The organism is Streptomyces sp. NPDC006687, assembly GCF_040636215.1.
Taxonomy (GTDB): domain Bacteria; phylum Actinomycetota; class Actinomycetes; order Streptomycetales; family Streptomycetaceae; genus Streptomyces.
In genome coordinates this window covers 18,160-38,604 of sequence record NZ_JBEYJJ010000028.1, presented here as the reverse complement: position 1 = coordinate 38,604, position 20,445 = coordinate 18,160, and the positions used below count along the sequence as shown (strand labels likewise).

Annotated in this window: 21 protein-coding genes and 1 pseudogene; 12 read left to right on the top strand and 10 right to left on the bottom strand. The window is 72.8% G+C overall.

Translation table 11 applies throughout. The features are described from left to right. From ABZ716_RS24300 to speB, 3 genes and pseudogenes are all read right to left on the bottom strand, one after another. Window positions 1-162 (bottom strand): annotated as a pseudogene (locus ABZ716_RS24300) (PIN domain-containing protein); the annotation flags it as partial. 23 nt (window positions 163-185) lie between these two features. After that, on the bottom strand, window positions 186-1,874 hold the full coding sequence (locus ABZ716_RS24295) for a thiamine pyrophosphate-binding protein (RefSeq protein ID WP_358961673.1): 1,689 nt from the start codon (window positions 1,872-1,874) through the stop codon (window positions 186-188). Window positions 1,875-1,939: 65 nt separating this feature from the next. After that, window positions 1,940-2,908 (bottom strand): agmatinase, encoded by a 969-nt coding sequence (gene speB / locus ABZ716_RS24290; RefSeq protein ID WP_351885360.1) that lies wholly within the window; start codon window positions 2,906-2,908, stop codon window positions 1,940-1,942. Between the two features lie 191 nt (window positions 2,909-3,099). Between speB and ABZ716_RS24285 the strand changes: the two genes are divergently transcribed. Beyond that, window positions 3,100-4,677, top strand: coding sequence for a PucR family transcriptional regulator ligand-binding domain-containing protein (locus ABZ716_RS24285; protein ID WP_358961675.1), 1,578 nt, complete (start codon window positions 3,100-3,102; stop codon window positions 4,675-4,677). Here the strand turns inward: ABZ716_RS24285 and ABZ716_RS24280 are convergent. Continuing rightward, window positions 4,637-4,927, bottom strand: a complete 291-nt coding sequence (locus ABZ716_RS24280) for a hypothetical protein (RefSeq protein WP_358961671.1) — start codon at window positions 4,925-4,927, stop codon at window positions 4,637-4,639. The two genes, ABZ716_RS24285 and ABZ716_RS24280, sit on opposite strands and share 41 nt — an antisense overlap. A 107-nt stretch (window positions 4,928-5,034) precedes the next feature. Here ABZ716_RS24280 and ABZ716_RS24275 point away from each other — a divergent pair, with 107 nt between their 5' ends. Continuing rightward, complete coding sequence (locus tag ABZ716_RS24275; RefSeq protein ID WP_358961668.1) at window positions 5,035-5,829, top strand: helix-turn-helix transcriptional regulator; 795 nt, start codon at window positions 5,035-5,037, stop codon at window positions 5,827-5,829. Next, window positions 5,822-6,085 carry a DUF397 domain-containing protein gene (locus ABZ716_RS24270; RefSeq protein WP_358961666.1) on the top strand — a complete coding sequence of 88 codons (264 nt, stop codon included), beginning with the start codon at window positions 5,822-5,824 and terminating at the stop codon, window positions 6,083-6,085. The genes ABZ716_RS24275 and ABZ716_RS24270 overlap by 8 nt, the downstream gene beginning before the upstream one ends. Window positions 6,086-6,091: 6 nt before the next feature. Here the strand turns inward: ABZ716_RS24270 and ABZ716_RS24265 are convergent, their stop codons facing one another. From ABZ716_RS24265 to ABZ716_RS24255, 3 genes are read right to left on the bottom strand one after another with little or no spacing between them, the layout of a single operon-like run. Beyond that, window positions 6,092-6,361 (bottom strand): hypothetical protein, encoded by a 270-nt coding sequence (locus tag ABZ716_RS24265; protein ID WP_358961664.1) that lies wholly within the window; start codon window positions 6,359-6,361, stop codon window positions 6,092-6,094. Then, entirely contained in the window at window positions 6,348-6,923 is a 576-nt protein-coding gene (locus ABZ716_RS24260; protein ID WP_358961661.1) for an RNA polymerase sigma factor, read from the bottom strand. The genes ABZ716_RS24265 and ABZ716_RS24260 overlap by 14 nt, the downstream gene beginning before the upstream one ends. Then, window positions 6,916-7,068, bottom strand: a complete 153-nt coding sequence (locus tag ABZ716_RS24255) for a hypothetical protein (protein WP_358810072.1) — start codon at window positions 7,066-7,068, stop codon at window positions 6,916-6,918. The genes ABZ716_RS24260 and ABZ716_RS24255 overlap by 8 nt, the downstream gene beginning before the upstream one ends. Before the next feature lie 126 nt (window positions 7,069-7,194). Here ABZ716_RS24255 and ABZ716_RS24250 point away from each other — a divergent pair, with 126 nt between their 5' ends. Then, window positions 7,195-8,352 (top strand): acyl-CoA dehydrogenase family protein, encoded by a 1,158-nt coding sequence (locus ABZ716_RS24250; protein ID WP_355970498.1) that lies wholly within the window; start codon window positions 7,195-7,197, stop codon window positions 8,350-8,352. Between the two features lie 6 nt (window positions 8,353-8,358). Next, on the top strand, window positions 8,359-9,237 hold the full coding sequence (locus ABZ716_RS24245; protein WP_355970496.1) for an acyl-CoA thioesterase II: 879 nt from the start codon (window positions 8,359-8,361) through the stop codon (window positions 9,235-9,237). Between the two features lie 58 nt (window positions 9,238-9,295). Here ABZ716_RS24245 and ABZ716_RS24240 read toward each other — a convergent pair whose 3' ends face one another. Next, entirely contained in the window at window positions 9,296-9,757 is a 462-nt protein-coding gene (locus ABZ716_RS24240; protein WP_351885330.1) for a MarR family transcriptional regulator, read from the bottom strand. An 88-nt stretch (window positions 9,758-9,845) separates the two neighbouring features. On the opposite strand from ABZ716_RS24240, the gene ABZ716_RS24235 reads away from it, so the two are divergent. Continuing rightward, window positions 9,846-10,706 (top strand): SDR family oxidoreductase, encoded by an 861-nt coding sequence (locus ABZ716_RS24235; RefSeq protein WP_358961659.1) that lies wholly within the window; start codon window positions 9,846-9,848, stop codon window positions 10,704-10,706. Window positions 10,707-10,715: 9 nt separating this feature from the next. On the opposite strand, the gene ABZ716_RS24230 is transcribed toward ABZ716_RS24235, so the two are convergent. Beyond that, window positions 10,716-11,534 carry a phosphatase gene (locus ABZ716_RS24230; RefSeq protein WP_358961656.1) on the bottom strand — a complete coding sequence of 273 codons (819 nt, stop codon included), beginning with the start codon at window positions 11,532-11,534 and terminating at the stop codon, window positions 10,716-10,718. Window positions 11,535-11,596: 62 nt separating this feature from the next. Next, the gene (locus tag ABZ716_RS24225; protein ID WP_358810075.1) at window positions 11,597-12,175 is read right to left on the bottom strand and encodes a TetR/AcrR family transcriptional regulator; all 579 of its coding nucleotides are present in this window, start codon (window positions 12,173-12,175) and stop codon (window positions 11,597-11,599) included. A 101-nt stretch (window positions 12,176-12,276) separates the two neighbouring features. On the opposite strand from ABZ716_RS24225, the gene ABZ716_RS24220 reads away from it, so the two are divergent. From ABZ716_RS24220 to ABZ716_RS24195, 6 genes are all read left to right on the top strand, one after another. Beyond that, window positions 12,277-13,893, top strand: coding sequence for a carboxyl transferase domain-containing protein (locus ABZ716_RS24220; RefSeq protein ID WP_358810076.1), 1,617 nt, complete (start codon window positions 12,277-12,279; stop codon window positions 13,891-13,893). A 37-nt stretch (window positions 13,894-13,930) separates the two neighbouring features. Beyond that, a complete protein-coding gene (locus ABZ716_RS24215; RefSeq protein WP_358961653.1) occupies window positions 13,931-16,054 on the top strand; it encodes a biotin carboxylase N-terminal domain-containing protein in 2,124 nt (707 codons plus the stop codon). 11 nt (window positions 16,055-16,065) lie between these two features. Next, window positions 16,066-16,986 (top strand): hydroxymethylglutaryl-CoA lyase, encoded by a 921-nt coding sequence (locus ABZ716_RS24210; RefSeq protein ID WP_355970537.1) that lies wholly within the window; start codon window positions 16,066-16,068, stop codon window positions 16,984-16,986. A 7-nt stretch (window positions 16,987-16,993) separates the two neighbouring features. Beyond that, a complete protein-coding gene (locus ABZ716_RS24205; RefSeq protein ID WP_358810078.1) occupies window positions 16,994-18,154 on the top strand; it encodes an acyl-CoA dehydrogenase family protein in 1,161 nt (386 codons plus the stop codon). Window positions 18,155-18,334: 180 nt separating this feature from the next. Further along, a complete protein-coding gene (locus ABZ716_RS24200) occupies window positions 18,335-19,375 on the top strand; it encodes an ABC transporter substrate-binding protein (RefSeq protein ID WP_351885309.1) in 1,041 nt (346 codons plus the stop codon). A 27-nt stretch (window positions 19,376-19,402) separates the two neighbouring features. Further along, window positions 19,403-20,323, top strand: a complete 921-nt coding sequence (locus ABZ716_RS24195) for a siderophore-interacting protein (RefSeq protein WP_358961651.1) — start codon at window positions 19,403-19,405, stop codon at window positions 20,321-20,323. Window positions 20,324-20,445 lie beyond the last annotated feature (122 nt).

Genomic DNA, 20,445 nt, shown 5'->3' with positions numbered 1-20,445 from the left:
GGTACCCGTGGCCGCGGGGCGCCCCACCCAGACCGCCGGCTGGCCCGTGACGCGGGCGATGGTGTCGAAGTCCTTGTCGTGGTGGAGCAGGGTCAGGCCGGAGAGCTCGGCGGTGGCCGCCACCATGAGGTCGACGGGCCCCGCGCTGCGGTGTTCGCCGCGGTCTCCCCCGGGCGGGCCTCGGCTTAGCCGAGGTGGGTCGGGGCGAACATCCGCAGGGTGGTCGGGAGGACCAGGACCGAGGGGCCGGGGGTGGTGAGGGCTTCGGTGAGGTCCTCGCGGAGGGTGGCGGGGGTGGTGGTGGCCGCCGGGACGCCGAAGGAGTGGGCCAGGGCGGTGAAGTCGGGGCGGGTGAGGTCGGTGGCGGTGGTGCGGCCGTCGAAGGCGTCCGTCATGTACTCGCGCAGGATGCCGTAGCCGCCGTCGTCCACGATGAGCCAGGTGACGTCGAGGTCGTACTGCCGCGCGGTGGCGAGCTCGGAGACGGAGTACATCGCGCCGCCGTCGCCGGAGACCGCCAGGACCGGGGTGCCCGGCTCCGCGAGGGCCGCGCCGAGGGCCGCCGGGAAGGCGTAGCCGAGGCCGCCGGCGCCCTGGGCGGAGTGCATGGTGTTGGGGTGCTTGGCGTCGAAGGCGGACCAGGCCCAGTACGACAGGATCGTCATGTCCCAGAAGGACGGGGAGCGGGCCGGGAGGGCGGCCCTGATCGAGGTCAGGAGCCCCTGTTCGAGGGTGAGGTCCTGCGCGGCGAGGCGGGCGGCGATATCGGCCAGGACCGCCCGGACACGGGCGGGGGCACCGGCGTCCTCGCGGGGCGTGACCGTCTCCAGCAGGGCCTGGAGGGCCAGGCGGGCGTCCGCGTGGATGCCCAGCGCCGGGTGGTTGGACTCCAGCTTGCCGAGGTCGGCCTCGATCTGGACGACCCGGCCCGTGGGGAAGAACGTGTGGTAGTTCGAGGAGAGTTCCCCCAGGCCCGAGCCGACGACGAGGAGGACGTCGGCGTCCTCCAGGAAGTCCGTCATGTGGCGGTCCTCCAGCCAGGACTGGAGGGAGAGCGGGTGGTTCCAGGGGAAGGCGCCCTTGCCGCCGAAGGTGGTGACCACGGGGGCGTTCAGGCGTTCCGCGAGCTGCTTGAGCTTGCCGGCCGCGTCGGAGCGGATCACCCCGCCGCCCGCGATGATCACCGGGCGGGAGGCGCCGGACAGCCAGTGCGCGGCCAGCGCGGTCAGCTCGGGGCGAGGGGCCAGCTCGTGCGGGCCGGCGTCCATGCCGGTGACCTGCGGAATCACCGTCTCCGCGCGGAGCACGTCCTCGGGGATCTCCACCCAGACGGGACCGTGCGGGGCGGTGAGGGCCGACTCCCACGCCTCGGCGACGGCCGAGGGGATCTGGGAGGGGGTGCGGACGGTGTGGACGGACTTCACCACGTCCCGGAAGGACGCGGACTGCTCGCGCAGCTCGTGCAGGTGGCCGCGCCGGCCGCCGCCGAGGCCGGCGGTGGGCACCTGGGAGGAGATCGCGACCACGGGCGCGGAGGCGGCCGCCGCCTCCGCGAGCGCCGGCAGGGACATGAGCGCCCCCGGGCCCGTGGACAGCAGCAGCGGGACCGCCTCGCCGGTGAGGCGGCCGTAGGCGTCGGCGGCGAAGCCCGCGTTGTTCTCCGTCCGCAGTCCGACCAGGCGCAGGTCGGAGCGGCCGACGGCGTCGAAGAGGGCCAGCGCGTGCTGCCCCGGCAGACCGAAGACGGTGGTCGCGCCGAGGCCGCGCAGCGTCTCCACGACCAGGTCCCCGCCCGTGCGGCCCGGCGGCGGGGCCAGGGCGGCGGCCGTCTGGGCCTCGGTGGGGCGGAGAACCAGGTCGTGGTCGTGCGTCACGTGCGTGTGTGCCCTTCGTGCCGGTGCGGTGCGCTGCGCCGCCGTCCCGGCCGTCGCGGCTGGTGTTACTTCGCCTTCGCGGCGGCGATCTGGCGGCTCATGATCGTGGTGAGCTCGTACGCGGTGTGCGAGGCCGCGACCGAGGTGATCTCGGCGTGATCGTACGCCGGGGCGACCTCGACCACGTCGGCGGAAACGAGGTTGCAGGAGGACAGACCGCGGATGATCTCCAGCAGCTCGCGGGAGGTCATGCCGCCCGCCTCCGGCGTACCGGTGCCGGGGGCGTGCGCCGGGTCCAGGACGTCGATGTCGATGGAGATGTACAGCGGGCGGTCGCCGATGCGCTGGCGCAGCTGGTCGGCGACCTCGTCGGCGCCACGGCGGTAGACGTCGGCCGAGGTGACGATGCCGAAGCCCATCTTGGCGTCGTCGTCCAGGTCCTGCTTGCCGTACAGGGGACCACGGGTACCGACGTGGGAGAGGGCCTCCGTGTCGAGGATGCCCTCCTCGACGGCGCGGCGGAACGGGGTGCCGTGGGTGTACTCGGCGCCGAAGTAGGTGTCCCAGGTGTCCAGGTGGGCGTCGAAGTGCAGCAGGGCGACCGGGCCGTGCTTCTTCGCGACCGAGCGCAGGAGCGGCAGGGCGATGGTGTGGTCGCCGCCGAGGGTCATCAGGCGGGAGCCGTTGCCGAGGAGCTCGTCGGCGGCGGCCTCGACCGTCTCGACGGCCTCGTTGATGTTGAAGGGGTTCACCGCGATGTCGCCGGCGTCGGCGACCTGCGCGAGGGCGAACGGGGAGGCGTCCTGCGCCGGGTTGTACGGGCGCAGCAGGCGGGACGCCTCGCGGATGGCGTTGCCGCCGAAGCGGGCGCCGGGGCGGTAGGAGACACCGGAGTCGAAGGGCACGCCGACGACGGCGACGTCGGCGGAGCCGACCTCGTCCAGGCGGGGCAGCCGGGCGAAGGTCGCCGGACCGGCGTAGCGCGGGATCCGGGAGGAGTCGACGGGGCCGCGCGGCGTCTGCTCGGTGCTCATGGGGGGTGCCCTTCTGCTGGTCCTGCGGGTGCGGTCCTTCGAGCGTAAGCGTGCCGCGCGGGGGTGGGGAGGGTACGTTTCATCCATCTGGCCACCCTGCAATGTACGGAGCATCCATGGCCGACCGGCCGACCCCCTCGCACCCCGGCACCGGTCCCCGGACGGCGGCGTCGGCCTCCGCCGGGGAGCCGATGACGCCGCCCGTGGGGCTGGCGGACCTGCTCGGGGAGCGGGGGCTGGGGCTGCGGCACCTCGCCGGGCCGGTGGCGGCGGAGGTGCACGGGGTGCACGCCTCCGAGATGGCGGACCCGTCCCCGTACCTGCTGGGCGGCGAGCTGCTGCTGACGGCCGGGGCCGCGCTGACGGAGATCGGGGCCGCCGCCTACGTGGACCGGCTCGCCCGCGCGGGGGCCGCCGCGCTCGGCTTCGGCGTGACCCCGGTGCACGAGGTGGTGCCGCCCGGTCTGGCGGAGGCGTGCGCGGAGTACGGGCTGCCGCTGGTGGAGGTCCCGCCCGGAACTCCCTTCACGGCGGTCGCCCGCGCGGTGTGGCGGCTGATGGCGGAGGCCCGTACGCGTGAGCTGCGCCGCGTCACCGAAGCCCAGCAGTCCCTGGCGGCGGCCGCCGCCCGCCCGGACCCCGTCCCGGCGGTCCTGTCCCGGCTGGCCGCGGCCCTGGGGGGCTGGGCGGCGCTGCTGGGTCCGGGAGCGGCACCCGGGCCCGGATCGGCGGGCCGCCCCCCGACGGCCGGGGCGCCGGGGGCCGGGACGGGTCCGGCGGGCGTAGGCGGCCCCGCCGCTGCCGGCGGGGCCCGGCCGGAACCGGTACGCCCGGGGGCCGTCCCGGTGGGCGGGGCGGGCGGCGCCGGGGACGACGCGACCCCCGCCTTCCGCCCGGCCAGGGCCGCGGCCGGGACGGAGCCGGGCGAGGAGGTGAGGGCGGCGCTGGCGGCGCTGGCCCTGCGGGTGGCCCCGGGGAGCGCGGCCACCGCCACCGACAGCCTCGGCGGCACCCAGCTGGCCGCCTACGCGGTCGGTGGAGGACAGGTGCTGGTGCTGGCCACCCCCGGCCGGGCTCCCGGCGACCACACCATCGCCTCGGTGGGCGCCGTCCTGCTGACCCTGCTCACGGCGGGCCGCCCGGCCGGCGCGGAGGCGGCCACGCTGACCCGCCTCCTGCTGGACGGTGACCCGGCCGCCGCCCTCCCCCCGGGCCCCTGGTACGCCGTCCACGCCCGGGGCGGCGGGGACCCCCAGGCCCTCGCGGCGGCGCTGGGCACCGTACTGCTGGACCCGCGGGGCGACGGCGTACGCCTCCTCACCGACCGGGAGCCCGGACCGCAGCCGGGGTGGCGGCTCGGGGTCAGCGCCCCGGCCGCGCCGGACGCCCTGCCCGCCGCCGGGGCCCAGGCCCGGCGCGCCCTCTCCCGCGCCGAGGCGTCCCGCACCCCGCTGGCCCGCCACAGCGACCCCGGCGTCACGGGCCTGGTCGGCGAGGCGGAAGCCCGCGCCCACGCCGAGGCCCTCCTCGCACCCCTCTCCCCCACCCTCCGGGAGACCCTGCGCGCCTGGCTGGCCCACCACGGCAGCTGGGACCGCACGGCCACGGCGCTGGGCGTCCACCGGAACACGGTCCGCCAGCGCATCGCCCGTTGCGCGGTCCTGCTGGACGACGCCGACCTGGACGACGCGGACACCCGCATGGAGCTGTGGTTCGCCCTGCGGTGGCTCACTCCAGCACCGGATCGGCCATCCGCGCCCCCCGGCTGACGGCGATCCGATGCACGTCCCGCAACGACTCGGCCATGCGACGGCCGAGGTAGCGCAGCTGCGCGCCGGTGGCCTTGTAGTCGGTGAGCATGTCGTCGGCGTGGGCCAGGAGTTCGACGGCCATGCCGAGCTGAACCCGCTCCATGTCGTCCGCGACGCGGGAGAGGTAACCGTGCCCGTCGGTGGCGAGGAAGCACGGCTTCCCGTCCGCGGTGACCCACGGCAGCAGCCGCGCCTGTTCGTGCCCCATGTCCGACCCTTTCGTTGTGTAGCGATCCGCTCACACTGTGAGATGGCCGGGAGTAGGCTCGCCAGGGCAAGCAGCGTGACTTCGACTCCGTCACAGGGGAGTTGACCTTGAGCAACATCTACGGCGACTGGCTGAGGGACCAACGGAAGTCGGCGGGCCTGACGCAGCAACAGCTGGCCGACGACGCCCTGATGACGCGGTCCCACATCGCCCACATCGAGGCGGGCCGCCGGATCCCGTCCCTGGAGGACGCGGTGCGGCTGGACCGGGCATTGGGGACCGGCAATGTACTGGCCAGCTTCCTGCCTCAGGAAGACGTGGTCGTCGCCGACTACTTCGAAGCAGCTCGGCAGTTGGAGAAGCAGGCGACGGAGATCAGAGAGTTCGCCATCTCGTTCGTGCCGGGAATCCTTCAGACCGAGGCGTATATGCGCGCTGTGCTCAGCACGGCGTTCCCTCCCTGGACAGACGAAGAGTGTGACCGGATTGTCGTCACACGACTGGAACGAGCAGAGATCCTCACCCGGCCGGCACCACCCGTAGTGTGGGCGCTGCTCGACGAGGCGGTGCTACGTCGCCCGATCGGCGGCCCGCACGTCATGGCCGAGCAGTTGATGCACATCGTGCGTCTTGCCGAGTCACTTCGCATTCGGCTGCATTTGCTTCCGTTTTCCGTAGGGGCTCACCCACTTGGGCAAGCCATGCTGACCCTCATGCGGTTCCCAGACCAGCCGCCTGCGGGCTACACAGAGGCGATCTATTCAGCCAAATTGCACGACAGTCCGCACGTTGTCGAACGCCTGCACTCGGCCTACGATCTTGCGCTAGGCGATGCCTTGCCCCGCCAGGAATCCATTGCCTTCCTGCGGGCAACAGCAAAGGAATACGGACACCATGAGTGAGCATGTCCTCCCCGACGCGTCCACGCTGCCCAGCTGGCGCAAGTCCTCGTACAGCGGCAGCAACGCGGACAGCTGCCTGGAGGTGAGCGACCTCTGGCGCAAATCGTCCTACAGCGGAAACGAATCCGGCAGCTGCGTCGAGGTCCTGGACGGACACCCCACCGTCGTGCCCGTCCGGGACTCCAAGGACCCCGCCGGGCCCGCCCTGCTGATCCCCGCAGCCGCCTGGGTCTCCTTCGTGAACTCCCTCGGGTAGGGCCCGTCACCGCGACGGCGTCAGCGTGCACCGTCCGTCCTCGCACGAGCGGCGCAGGCGGCCCCGGGACAGGGTCTGCATCAGGCCGACCGCCCAGCACATCGGGCAGCCCCGCAGCGCGAGCAGGCCGGCCGGCAGCAGGGCCAGGCTGACCGGCCACGCGTACGGCAGGAGTACGACGGCCAGCGCCAGCGAGCCGAAGCCGAGCACACCCCGCGCCAGGTGCCGCGGCAGCGAGGCGCTCGCGAAGTCGCGGCCGGCGTCAGTGTTCGTCACGGGCATCGTTTCCTCCAGGTCCGAGCGGGGTCAGGAGTGCGTGCCGGACCGCCGCGCGGGCCCGGTGGAGGCGGGACTTCATCGCCGCCGTGCTGAGGCCCAGCGCGTCGGCGACCATGCGCCCGCTGAGGCCCTGGATGTCCCGCATGACCAGCACCCGCCGCTGGTCCGCCGGCAGGGCCGCGACCGCAGCCGCCACCCGGCCCGCTTCCAGGCGGCGCAGCACCTCGTCCTCGGCCGAGTCCACCCCGGTGGCGGCGACCGGCGGCCGGTCCCGGTCGCGGACGGCGGCCCGGGCGCGCCGCAGGCACTCGTTGCGGACGATGCGGAACATCCACGAGGCCAGCGCGCCGGAGGCCCGCAGCATCCCGATCTTCCGGTACAGGATGATCAGCGCCTCCTGCGCCGCGTCCTCGGCGTCTTCCGGGGTCGCGCAGAGGGAGCGGGCGAAGCGCCGTACGTTCGGGTGGGAGCCCGACACCAGGGCAGTGAGGGAGTCGACGTCACCGCGCTGCGCGGCGAGGATCAGCCGTTCGCCGGGCCAGGCCGCCGTCTCAGCCACGCGCACCGCGCCCCCGCTTCAGCACGAACACACAGGTGCACAGCAGCACCGCGCCGACGGCGATGCCGATACCGATCATCACGAAGACCACCTCCGGGTCAGGTCCCGTACCGACGACGTCCGCCGGTACGGGGATAAGAGGCACCGGCTCCACGAAAGGATTCAGCAGCGGTCGGCCGCGTCTGGACAGGATCGACAACCCGCCGGTAACTTAGCTATGAGCAAGCGCTTAGACATAAGCGGCGGACCGCCGCGACGAAGGGAGCCGGCCGTGCGCCGTACGGTGTTCAACGAGGACCACGAGGCGTTCCGCGAGACCCTCCGCGCCTTCATCGAGGCCGAGGTCGTCCCCGTCTACGACGAGTGGTTCCAGGCCGGCCAGGCGCCGCGCGAGTTCTACTACAAGCTCGGTGAGCTGGGCATCTTCGGGATCAACGTCCCCGAGGAGTTCGGCGGCGCGGGCCTGGACACCCACAAGTTCGAGGCCGTCCTGTACGAGGAGACCTCCCGCGCGGGCGTCAACTTCGGCGGCTCCGGCGTGCACGTGCTGCTCGCCCTGCCCTACATCAAGATGCTCGCCACCGACGAGCAGAAGAAGCGCTACCTGCCGAAGTTCGTCTCCGGTGAGGAGATGTGGGCGCTGGCGATGACCGAGCCGGGCACCGGCTCCGACGTCGCGGGCATGAAGACCACCGCCAAGCTCTCCGAGGACGGTACGCACTACGTCCTCAACGGCGCCAAGACCTTCATCACCGGCGGCGTCCACGCCGACCGCGTGATCGTCTGCGCCCGCACCTCCGCCCCCAGCGAGCAGGACCGCCGCTTCGGCATCTCCCTCTTCGCCGTGGACACCAAGTCCGAGGGCTACTCCATCGGCCGCAAGCTGGACAAGCTCGGCCTGCGCACCTCCGACACCGCCGAGCTGGCGTTCGTCGACGTGAAGGTGCCGGTCGAGGACCTCCTCGGCGAGGAGAACAAGGGCTTCTACTACCTCGGCGCCAACCTGCCGTCCGAGCGCTGGGGCATCGCCTTCGGTGCGTACGCGCAGGCCAAGGCCGCCGTCCGGTTCGCCCAGCAGTACGTGACCGAGCGCACCGTCTTCGGCAAGCCCGTCGCGCACTTCCAGAACACCAAGTTCGAGCTGGCCTCCTGCCAGGCCGAGGTGGACGCCGCCGAGGCCGTCGCCGACCGCGCCCTGGAGGCCCTGGACGCCGGTGAGCTGACCGCGGCCGAGGCCGCGTCCGCGAAGCTGTTCTGCACCGAGGTGGCGCACCGCGTCATCGACAAGTGCCTCCAGCTGCACGGCGGCTACGGCTACATGAACGAGTACCCGATCGCCCGCCTGTACGCCGACAACCGCGTGAACCGCATCTACGGCGGCACCAGCGAGGTCATGAAGTCGATCATCGCCAAGTCGATGGGTCTGTAAGTCCCCTTGAACGAAGCGCTCAGCGGTCTCCTCGATCTGCTCGACCTGGAGCAGATCGAGGAGGACATCTTCCGCGGGACCAGCCGCCCGTCGCTGGTCCCGCGCGTCTTCGGCGGACAGGTCGCGGCCCAGGCGCTGGTCGCGGCCGGGCGGACCGTGCCCGGGGACCGTACGGCGCATTCGCTGCACTCGTACTTCCTGCGCACGGGCGACCCGGGCGCGCCCATCGTCTACACGGTCGACCGGATCCGCGACGGGCGTTCCTTCACCACGCGTCGGGTCGTCGCCGTGCAGCACGGGCAGCCGATCTTCCACCTGTCGGCCTCCTTCCAGGTGGACGAGGAGGGGCTGGACCACCAGGTCACGATGCCCGACGCGCCCGACCCGGAGACCCTGCCGACGGCCGCCGAGGCCCTGCCCGCCTACCGGCACCTGTTCCGGGACCCGGGCACGGTGGAGCGGCTGCTGGAGGCGCGCGGCGCGGTGGACCTGCGGTACGCCACGACGCCGCCGTGGGGGACGATCGGGGAGCCGGTGGAGCCGCGCTCGCAGGTGTGGTTCCGCACGTCCGGCAAGCTGGACAGCGCCGACCCGCTGCTGCACACCTGCCTGGCCACGTACGTCTCGGACATGACCCTGCTGGACTCGGTGCTGCTCGCGCACGGGCGCGGCGGCTGGGCGGTGGGGGACGTCGTGGGGGCCTCGCTGGACCACGCGATGTGGTTCCACCGGCCGCTGCGGGCGGACGAGTGGCTGCTGTACGACCAGGACTCGCCGACCTCGCACGGCGGGCGCGGTCTGGGCCAGGCCCGGATCTGGACCCAGGACGGCCGGCTGGCCGCCACCGTCATCCAGGAGGGCGTGGTCCGCGTACCGCGCGCCTGAGCTCCGCTTCCCATGCACCAAGGCCCCCGGACCGGCGTCCGGGGGCCTTCGGCGTCGGCTACTGCTTCGGGCGGGACTTCAGCTTCGTCCAGACCGCCCCCAGAGCGGCGATGTCCTCGTCGTCCAGCAGGGAGTCGAAGACCTCCGCGAGGACCTCGCGGCGGGTGGCGTCGGCCTCGGCGTAGGTGCGGCGGCCGGCTTCGGTGAGGGCGATGCGCACCGAGCGGGCGTCGGTCGGGGAGGGTATCCGCTCGATGAGCCCGCGGGCCTGGAGGGAGTCGGCGACGCGCGAGACCTGGCTGCGGCTGAGCAGGGTCATCGCCCCCAGCTCGGAGGCGGCCACGGGCTCCGGCTGCGCCTGAAGCCACAGGATGACCTCGAACCAGGACAGCGGGAGGTCGTGGCGGCGCGTGAGGGCCTGGTCAACGCGGGCGCTGAGCGTCGCGCCGGCCCAGACGAGCCCGTAGAAGGCGTGGTCGCGGGGGGTCAGGCCGCCCAGGGTGAGGTTGTTCTTCGCCATACCGGCAGGGTACCCGGTTGCGTGCACACGCACAGAAAGATAATGTGTGCGTGCACACGCACTTAACCGCTGCCTTCGGGAGACCCTCATGACCGGCACCACCACCCCCAGGACCGTCCTGATCACCGGCACCTCCTCCGGCATCGGCCTCGCCGCCGCGGTCGCCGCGGCGCGGGCCGGCTGGCACGCCGTCGCCACCATGCGCGACACCGGCCGCGCCGACGCCCTGGTCAAGGCCGCCGCCGAGGCCGGCGTCAGCGACCTCGTCCAGGTCAAGCGGCTGGACGTGACCGACGCCGAGTCCGTGGCCGCCTGCGTGAGCGAGGTCGTCGCCGAACACGGGCACCTCGACGCCGTCGTGAACAACGCGGGCGCCGGCTTCGTCGGCACCATCGAGCAGCACGGCATGGAGCAGGTGCGGTCGGTGATGGAGGTCAACTTCTTCGGCGTCGTCGAGCTCACCCGGGCCGCGCTCCCCCACCTGCGCGCCTCCGGCGGCCGGGTCATCACCGTGACGAGCGTCGGCGGCGTGGTCGGCCAGCCGTTCAACGAGTCCTACTGCGCCGCCAAGTTCGCCGTCGAGGGCTTCATGGAGTCCCTCGCGCCGGTCGCCGCCGCCGCGGGCGTCCAGGTGTCCGTCGTGGAGCCGGGCGCCGTCTCCAGCGAGTTCGTCAACAACGTCGGGCTCGACATCCCGGCCCTGCTCGCCCAGGCCGGCCCGTACGCCCCGCAGCTCCAGGGCTACATCGACCACGCCATGCGGTCCTTCGGCAGCGACACCGCGCAGACCCCGGAGCAGGCGGCGGCGCCGGTGATCGAGGCGCTGACCGCCGAGACGATGCCCTTCCGCGTCCAGACCTCCGACTGGGCGCGCGGCTTCGTGGGCATGAAGCTCGCCGACCTCGACGGCTCCGCCGTCCAGACCGAGATGGGCTCCTGGCTGGGCTGAGCGCCCGGGCTAGCGCAGGCCGGCCGCGCTGAGCAGGTACGCCACCATCGGGTCGTAGAAGCGGGGGTCGCGGACGTGGTCGTCCAGGGGGACCGCCACCTGGAGGGTGCCCTCCGCCTCCGCGAGGAACAGCGCGGGGTCGTTGGAGTCGGCGTAGCCCACCGCGTCCAGGCCCCGCTGCGCCGCGCAGCCCGCCCAGCCGTGGTCGGCGACGACCAGGTCCGGCAGCGGGCGGCCGTCGTTCACGAGGGCGTCGAGGATCGCGGCCATCGGGGCCGGGGAGTGGGTGTGCCACAGGGTCGCGCCCCGCTCCATGACGGCCACGTCGGCGAACTGCCACACCGAGCCCTCGTCGGCGAAGAGCCCCGCCGGGATGCGCACGATCTCGCAGCCCGCCGCGCGCAGCGCCTCGGCCGTGGCGCGGTGGACGTCCAGCAGGCCGCCCGGGTGGCCGGTGGCGAACAGCACGCTCTGCCGGTCCAGGGCCGCCTTGCGCAGGCGGGCCGCCATCCGGTCCAGGCCCGCGACCGTCAGCTCCGGGTCGATGGTGTCCTGCCCGGTCCGGTGCGCCGGGTCGTCGGCGACGCCGACGCGCTCGGCCATCACGGCCAGGACGTCCTGCTCGTCCGTCCAGCGGTCGCCCAGTTCCAGGCCGAACCAGTAGTGCCGGTCGCCGTTGGCGAGCCTGCGGTAGTGGGAGAGGTTGTTCTCGCGCGGGGTGGCCACCGGTCCGGCGATGCGGGTCCGCACCAGGTGGTCGACCAGCTGCGCGCGGCTGGGGGCGGTCGAGGGCTCAGTCGGCTCTATCGGCTTCGGCATGGGCTCCATTCTGCCGCCGCCCGGCCGGAGTCGTCGGTTCCACCAAGCCGCCCTCGATCCGTCGCCCCGCTTCACCCCGACAGCGCCCCGAAGGATCCGTGCGCGAGCCTGCGCAGCAGCGACTCCGTCGCCTCGCGGCTCAGCGCTCCCAGGTGCGGGGTGGAGTTCAGCAGGCCGAACACCGCGTGCACGGCGACCCGCACCTCCGCCTCCCCGACATCGGGGTGCAGCTCGCGTACGACGGCCACCCACAGCTCGACGTACTGGCGCTGGAGCTGCCGTACGAGCTTGCGGTCCTCGTCGCGCAGCCGGTCGAGCTCCCGGTCGTGCAGGGTGATCAGCGCCCGGTCGTCCAGCGCGAAGTCGATATGGCCCTCGACCAGGGAGGCCAGCAGCGCCCGCGGGTCCCCCGCCGCCTCCTCCACCCGGCGCCGGCCGCCCGTCAGCAGGCGCTCGCTGATCCCGACGAGCAGCTCGGCGAGCATCGCGTCCTTGCCGGCGAAATGCCGGTACAGGCCCGGGCCGCTGATGCCGACCGCGGCCCCTATCTCGTCGACGCCCACGCCGTGGAAGCCGCGCTCCGCGAAAAGACGAGCGGCTTCACGGAGGATCTGCTCGCGGCGGGTCGGGGTGGCAGCTCTGGTGCTCATGGGAATCCATTCTAGACAGGGCGGTTAGCGCTCGTTAACCTGTGACCCATACGCGTTAACGGTCATTAACACAGCAGGTACCGAGCAAGGGAGCTCGACCGATGCAGCAGGCACCAGTGCTGACGAGCGCCGCGGACCCGGCGTCCGCGGCCTGGCGGACCAATGAGGCCGCCCACCGCGAGCTCGCCGAGGGGCTGCGCGCCCGGCTGGACGCGGCCCGCCTCGGCGGCGGCGAGAAGGCCCGCGCCCGCCACACCGCGCGCGGCAAGCTCCTGCCGCGCGACCGCGTCGACACCCTCCTCGACCCCGGATCCCCCTTCCTGGAGCTGGCCCCGCTGGCCGCCGAGGGGATGTACGGGGGTGCGGCCCCGGCGGCGGGCGTCATCGCGGGCATCGGCCGGGTCAGCGGCCGCGAGTGCGTGATCGTCGCCAACGACGCCACCGTCAAGGGCGGCACGTACTACCCGATGACCGTCAAGAAGCACCTGCGGGCGCAGGAGGTGGCGCTGGAGAACCGGCTCCCCTGCCTGTACCTCGTCGACTCCGGCGGCGCCTTCCTGCCCATGCAGGACGAGGTCTTCCCCGACCGGGAGCACTTCGGCCGGATCTTCTACAACCAGGCCCGCATGTCGGGCGCCGGCATCCCGCAGATCGCGGCCGTCCTCGGCTCCTGCACGGCGGGCGGGGCGTACGTCCCGGCGATGAGCGACGAGGCCGTCATCGTGCGCGGCCAGGGCACGATCTTCCTCGGCGGCCCGCCGCTGGTGAAGGCGGCCACCGGCGAGGTGGTCACGGCCGAGGAGCTCGGCGGCGGCGAGGTGCACTCGCGCACCTCCGGCGTCACCGACCACCTCGCGGAGGACGACGCGCACGCGCTGCGGATCGTCCGCAACATCGTGGCGACCCTGCCCGAGCGCGGGCCCCTGCCGTGGTCGGTCGAGCCGGCCGAGGAGCCGAAGGTGGACCCGTACGGGCTCTACGGCGCGGTCCCCGTCGACTCCCGTACCCCCTACGACGCCCGCGAGATCATCGCCCGGGTGGTGGACGGCTCCCGCTTCCAGGAGTTCAAGTCCGAGTTCGGCCAGACGCTGGTCACCGGCTTCGCCCGGATCCACGGCCACCCGGTCGGCATCATCGCCAACAACGGCATCCTCTTCTCCGAGTCCGCGCAGAAGGGCGCCCACTTCATCGAGCTGTGCGACCAGCGCGGCATCCCGCTGCTGTTCCTCCAGAACATCTCCGGCTTCATGGTCGGCCGCGACTACGAGGCCGGCGGTATCGCCAAGCACGGCGCGAAGATGGTCACGGCCGTGGCCTGCGCCCGGGTCCCGAAGCTGACGGTGGTGGTCGGCGGCTCCTACGGGGCGGGCAACTACTCGATGTGCGGGCGGGCGTACTCGCCGCGCTTCCTGTGGATGTGGCCCAACGCCAAGATCTCCGTCATGGGCGGCGAGCAGGCCGCCTCCGTCCTGGCCACGGTCAAGCGCGACCAGATCGAGGGCGCGGGCCAGGAGTGGCCCGCCGAGGACGAGGAAGCCTTCAAGGCCCCGGTCCGCGCGCAGTACGAGGAGCAGGGCAACGCCTACTACGCCACCGCCCGGCTGTGGGACGACGGGGTCATCGACCCCCTGGAGACCCGGCAGGTGCTGGGCCTGGCCCTGACCGCGTGCGCGAACGCCCCGCTGGGCGAGCGCGGCTACGGCATCTTCCGCATGTGACCCGTGATCTGTGACTTGTGACGTGAGGACCTCACTGATGTTCAGCACTGTTCTGGTGGCGAACCGGGGCGAGATCGCCGTACGGGTCATCCGCACCCTGCGGGAGCTCGGCATCCGCTCCGTGGCCGTCTTCAGCGACGCCGACGCGGACGCGCGGCACGTCCGGGAGGCCGACACGGCCGTCCGGATCGGCCCGGCGGCGGCCGCCGAGAGCTACCTGTCGGTGGAACGGCTCCTCGACGCCGCCCGCCGCACCGGCGCCGAGGCCGTCCACCCCGGCTACGGCTTCCTCGCGGAGAACGCGGGCTTCGCGCAGGCGTGCGCGGAGGCGGGTCTGGCCTTCATCGGGCCGCCCGCATCGGCGATCTCCCTGATGGGCGACAAGATCCGGGCCAAGGAGACCGTCAAGGCCGCCGGGGTCCCGGTCGTCCCGGGCTCCTCCGGCAGCGGCCTGTCGGACGCCGAGCTGGTGGAGGCGGCCGAGAAGATCGGCATGCCGGTGCTGCTGAAGCCCTCGGCGGGCGGCGGCGGCAAGGGGATGCGGCTGGTCCGGGACGCGGGCCTGCTGGCGGACGAGATCGCGGCGGCCCGGCGCGAGGCCCGCTCCTCCTTCGGTGACGACACCCTGCTGGTGGAGCGCTGGGTGGACCGGCCCCGGCACATCGAGATCCAGGTACTGGCCGACGCGCACGGCAACGTGGTGCACCTGGGCGAGCGCGAGTGCTCGCTCCAGCGGCGCCACCAGAAGGTCATCGAGGAGGCCCCCTCCGTCCTCCTCACCCCGGAGATCCGGGCGGCGATGGGCGCGGCGGCCGTGGAGGCGGCCCGCTCCTGCGGGTACGTCGGCGCGGGCACGGTGGAGTTCATCGTGCCGGGCGGCGACCCGTCCTCGTACTACTTCATGGAGATGAACACCCGCCTCCAGGTGGAGCACCCCGTCACGGAGCTGATCACCGGGCTGGACCTGGTGGAGCAGCAGCTGCGGGTGGCGTCGGGGGCTCCGCTGGACTTCGGGCAGGACGACGTCCGGCTGACCGGGCACGCCATCGAGGCCCGGGTCTGCGCGGAGGACCCGGCGCGCGGGTTCCTGCCGTCCGGGGGGACGGTCCTGGCGCTGTCCGAGCCGTCGGGCGGTGCGGTGCGGACGGACTCCGGGCTGGTGGCCGGGGTGGACACGGGGTCGACGTACGACCCGATGCTGTCGAAGGTGATCGTCCACGGCCCCGACCGGGCCACGGCCCTGCGGATGCTGCGGGGGGCCCTCGCGGACACCGTCATCCTGGGCGTCCAGACCAACGCCGGCTTCCTGCGCAGGCTCCTGGCCCACCCGGACGTGGTCTCGGGCAACCTGGACACGGGGCTGGTGGAACGGGACCTGCCGACCCTGCTCCCGGAGGGCGTCCCGCCGGAGGTCTACGCGGCGGCCGCGCTTCTGGACCTCCCCCACCCCGCCCCTTCCCGGAACCCTGCCGGGGGCACCGGCTGGGCGGACCCGTTCGACGCCACCCACGGCTGGCGCCTGGGCGGCACCCCGGCCTGGACGGTGCACCACTTCCGCCTCCCGGGCCAGGACCCGGTCACGGTCCGCACCCGGCAGCGGGGGCTGGAGCAGGAGATCCTCCTTGATGGGCCCGCAGCCGACAACGGCGGCGCACCAAGTTCAGCCCCGTCCGGGGGTACCCCCGGACGGAGTCCGGGCGAGCTTGAGACGCGGGGTCCGGGGCAGAGCCCCAGCGCACCGGCCCGCGGCCGCGTCCTCAGCCTCACCCCCGACCGCCTCACGGTCGAACTGGACGGCGTCACGCACCACTTCTCCCACGCCCCCTCCCCGGACGGGACCTGGCTCGGCCGCGACGCAGACTCCTGGCACGTCCAGCGCCACGACCCCGTCACCGCGGCCCTCAGCGGCAGCGGAAGGGCAGGGGCCGACACCCTCGCCGCCCCCATGCCCGGCACCGTCACCGTCGTCAAGGTGGCCGTGGGCGACAAGGTGGCGGCCGGCCAGAGCCTCCTGGTGGTCGAGGCCATGAAGATGGAGCACGTCATCTCCGCCCCGCACGCCGGCACCGTCACCGAACTCGACGTCACCCCCGGCTCCACGGTGGCCATGGACCAGGTCCTGGCCGTGATCACCCCCGACGCGGAGGAGGAAGCGGCGTGAACGGGCTGCCCATGACCGTCCCGGCCCCCGCCGGGCTCCCGCCACGGGTGCGGATCCACGAGGTCGGCGCGCGGGACGGGCTCCAGAACGAGAAGACGGCCGTCCCCACCGAGGTGAAGGCCGAGTTCATCCACCGGCTGGCCGCCGCCGGCCTGACCACCGTCGAGGCCACCAGCTTCGTCCACCCCAAGTGGGTCCCGCAGCTGGCGGACGCCGAGCAGCTCTTCCCGCTGCTCTCCGACGTCCCCGCCGACCTCCCCGTCCTCGTGCCCAACGAGCGCGGCCTCGACCGCGCGCTCGCCCTCGGGGCCGGCCGTATCGCGGTGTTCGGCTCGGCCACCGAGACCTTCGCCGCGCGCAACCTGAACCGTACGGTCGCCGAGTCCCTCGCCATGTTCGAGCCCGTCGTGGCCCGGGCCAAGGCGGCCGGGGCGCATGTGCGCGGGTACCTGTCGATGTGCTTCGGCGACCCCTGGGAGGGCGCGGTCCCGGTCCAGCAGGTGGTCGGCGTCGCCAAGGCCCTCCTCGACCTCGGCTGCGACGAGCTGAGCCTCGGCGACACGATCGGCGTCGCCACCCCCGGCCACGTCCAGGTGCTGCTGCACGAGCTGAACGCGGCGGGCGTGGCCACCCCCCGGATCGGCGTGCACTTCCACGACACCTACGGGCAGGCCCTCTCCAACACCCTCGCCGCGCTCCAGCACGGCGTGACCACGGTCGACGCCTCGGCGGGCGGCCTCGGCGGCTGCCCGTACGCCAAGAGCGCCACCGGGAACCTGGCCACCGAGGACCTGGTGTGGATGCTCGACGGCCTCGGCATCGAGACCGGGGTCGACCTGGCCGCCCTCACCGCCACGAGCGTGTGGATGGCCGACCAGCTGGGCCGTCCCAGCCCCTCCCGTACCGTCCGCGCCCTCTCCCACAAGGAGTAACGAAGCCATGCCCCTCGACCACCGGCTCACCCCCGAGCACGAGGAACTCCGCCGTACCGTCGAGGCGTTCGCGCACGACGTGGTGGCTCCGAAGATCGGCGACCTGTACGAGCGCCACGAGTTCCCGTACGAGATCGTCCGCGAGATGGGCCGTATGGGCCTGTTCGGCCTGCCCTTCCCGGAGGAGTACGGCGGCATGGGCGGCGACTACCTCGCCCTCGGCATCGCCCTGGAGGAGCTGGCCCGCGTCGACTCCTCGGTCGCCATCACCCTGGAGGCGGGCGTCTCCCTGGGCGCCATGCCGATCTACCTGTTCGGTACGGAGGAGCAGAAGCGGGAGTGGCTGCCGAAGCTGTGCGCCGGCGAGGTGCTCGGCGCGTTCGGCCTGACGGAGCCCGGTGCCGGCAGCGACGCGGGCGGCACCCGCACCACGGCCGTCCGCGACGGCGACCAGTGGGTGATCAACGGCTCCAAGTGCTTCATCACCAACTCCGGTACGGACATCACCGGTCTGGTCACGGTCACCGCCGTCACCGGCCGCAAGGCGGACGGCCGCCCGGAGATCTCCTCGATCATCGTCCCGTCCGGCACCCCGGGCTTCACGGTGGCCGCGCCGTACTCCAAGGTCGGCTGGAACTCCTCGGACACCCGCGAGCTCTCCTTCGACGACGTCCGGGTTCCGGTCGCCAACCTGGTGGGCGAAGAGGGCCGCGGGTACGCCCAGTTCCTGCGGATCCTCGACGAGGGCCGGATCGCCATCGCGGCGCTGGCCACCGGTCTGGCGCAGGGCTGTGTGGACGAGTCGGTGAAGTACGCCAAGGAGCGGCAGGCGTTCGGCAAGGCCATCGGCGACAACCAGGCCATCCAGTTCAAGCTGGCCGACATGGAGACGCGCGCGCACATGGCCCGGCTGGGCTGGCGGGACGCGGCCTCGCGGCTGGTGGCGGGCGAGCCGTTCAAGAAGGAGGCGGCCATCGCGAAGCTGTACTCCTCCACGGTCGCCGTCGACAACGCCCGTGACGCCACGCAGATCCACGGCGGCTACGGGTTCATGAACGAGTACCCCGTGGCCCGGATGTGGCGGGACTCGAAGATCCTGGAGATCGGCGAGGGCACGAGCGAGGTCCAGCGGATGCTCATCGCCCGCGAACTGGGCTTCGCCGGCTGATCCCCGTCCCGTATCGCCCTTGCAGCGGCCCGCGCCCCAGGCGCGGGCCGCTTTGCTGTCGTGCACCGGTACACCGCGAAGTTAGGGCCCCCTTACCGCTTTCGGCCAAGGTTAGGCTAACCTTCCTTCCGAACGGCCCACCTTCGCAGCCGCCCTGCACGTACGAAAGCGGACACCGACATGCCCAAGCCCAGCTCCACCCTCCTCTCCCGCCGCGGTCTCCTCGCGGCCGGCGGCGCCCTCGGCCTCGTCGCGGCGCTCACCGCGTGCGGCGGCGGCGACACGGCGAAGGACGGCGCGGGCGACAAGGGCGGGGCTTCGGCGGGCGCCTGGAGCTTCAAGGACGACCTGGGCAAGGAGGCCACCGCCAAGTCCACGCCGAAGAACGTCGTGGCCTACACCGGCACCGCCGCCGCGCTCTACGACTACGGCGTGCAGGTCAAGGGCGTCTTCGGACCGACCAAGCTGGCGGACGGCAAGCCCGACCCGATGGCCGGCTCCATGGACATCTCCAAGGTCGAGATCCTCGGCAACGTCTACGACGAGTTCAACGTCGAGAAGTACGCGGCCCTGAGGCCCGACCTCCTCGCCACCAACACCTGGGACGGCTCGTACTGGTACGTCCCCGAGGCGTCCAAGGACAAGATCCTGAAGCTGGCCCCGGCCGCCGCCATCGGCGTGGGCGACAAGGTCTCCATGGACAAGGCCCTGGAGCGCACCGCGGACCTGGCCAAGTCCCTCGGCGCCGACCTGAACACCAGGAAGAGCGCCGACGCCAAGGCCCGCTTCGACGCCGCTTCCGCCAAGGTGCGCGAGGCCGTCAAGGCCAACCCGGGCGTCAAGGTCCTCGTCGGCTCCGGCTCCGACCAGATGTTCTACGTCTCCACCCCGAAGACCTCCGCGGACCTGAAGTACTTCGAGTCCCTCGGGGTCGAGTTCGTCACCCCGGAGCAGGACAAGCTGGACCCCCAGGGCTTCTTCGAGAGCCTCAGCTGGGAGAACGCCGGCAAGTACAAGGCCGACGTCATCCTGCTCGACAACCGCACCCAGGCCCTCCAGCCCGAGGCCCTGAAGGCCAAGCCGACCTGGAACGAGCTCCCGGCGGTCAAGGCCGGCCAGGTCGCCCCGCGCGTCACCGAGCCGATCTACTCGTACGAGAAGTGCGCGCAGCTGCTCGAGGACCTCGCGAAGACCATCCAGAACGCCAAGAAGCTCGGCTGACCCGGCAACCGAGGGGGACCTCTCCGCATGACCGCCACCGCTTCCGCCACCGCCTCCGACGCGGCACCCGCCGCCGCGCACTACCGCTTCTTCACCCTTGAGGTCCTGCGCACCCGCCGCCTCGGCCACTCGTTCCTGCGCGTGACCTTCGGCGGCGACCGCCTCGCGGAGTTCCGCTCGGGCGGCTACGACCAGAGCGTGTCCCTCTTCCTCCCCGTCGGGGACCGGGAGCACACCGAACTCCCCTCCACCGACGAGGACACCTGGTTCGCGGCCTGGCGGGCGATGCCCGAGGAGGAGCGCCCGGTGATGCGCTCGTACACCGTGCGCGAGCAGCGGCGTACGCAGGGCGGGGCGCACGAGGTGGACGTCGACTTCGTCCTCCACGGGGACACCTCCCCGGCCTCCCGCTGGGCGGGCCGGGCCGTCACCGGCCGCCGCATCATGGCGATCGGCCCGGCGGTGGCGGAGAACAAGTCGGTCCGCTTCCAGCGGCCGGAGGGCTCCGACACGGTACTGATGTACGCCGACGAGACGGCCCTGCCGGCGGCCGGCGCCATCCTGGACCGGCTGCCCGCCGGGACCAGGGTGAAGGCATGGTTCGAGGTGCCCCACGCGGACGACCGCCTCGGCCTGCACACCCTCGCGGACGCGGACATCACCTGGATCGTGCGCGAGAAGGGCGCGGACGCGGCGGCGCGCACCGGGAGGGTGCTCGACGCGCTGCGCGCGACCGAGCTGCCCGCCTCCGGGACCCCGTACGCCTGGCTCGCGGGCGAGGCGGGGACGATCAGGGCGGTCCGCCGCCACCTGGTGCAGGAACGTTCCATCGACCGGCGGGCGGTGCGGTTCACCGGCTACTGGCGGCTCGGCGCGAGCGAGGAGCAGCTGCTGGCGGAGGCGTACGCGGGCACGGCGCCGAGCGAGGACCCGACGGCCGACCTCTAGTCAACTCACGTCTTTTACAAGCCATTTGGGAAGGGCCCCGGCAGCTGCCGGGGCCCTTCCCTATTTGTGATCCAACTTAGGTTAGGCTAACCTAATCCTGCTTATCCCGCCCCCCGCTCTCC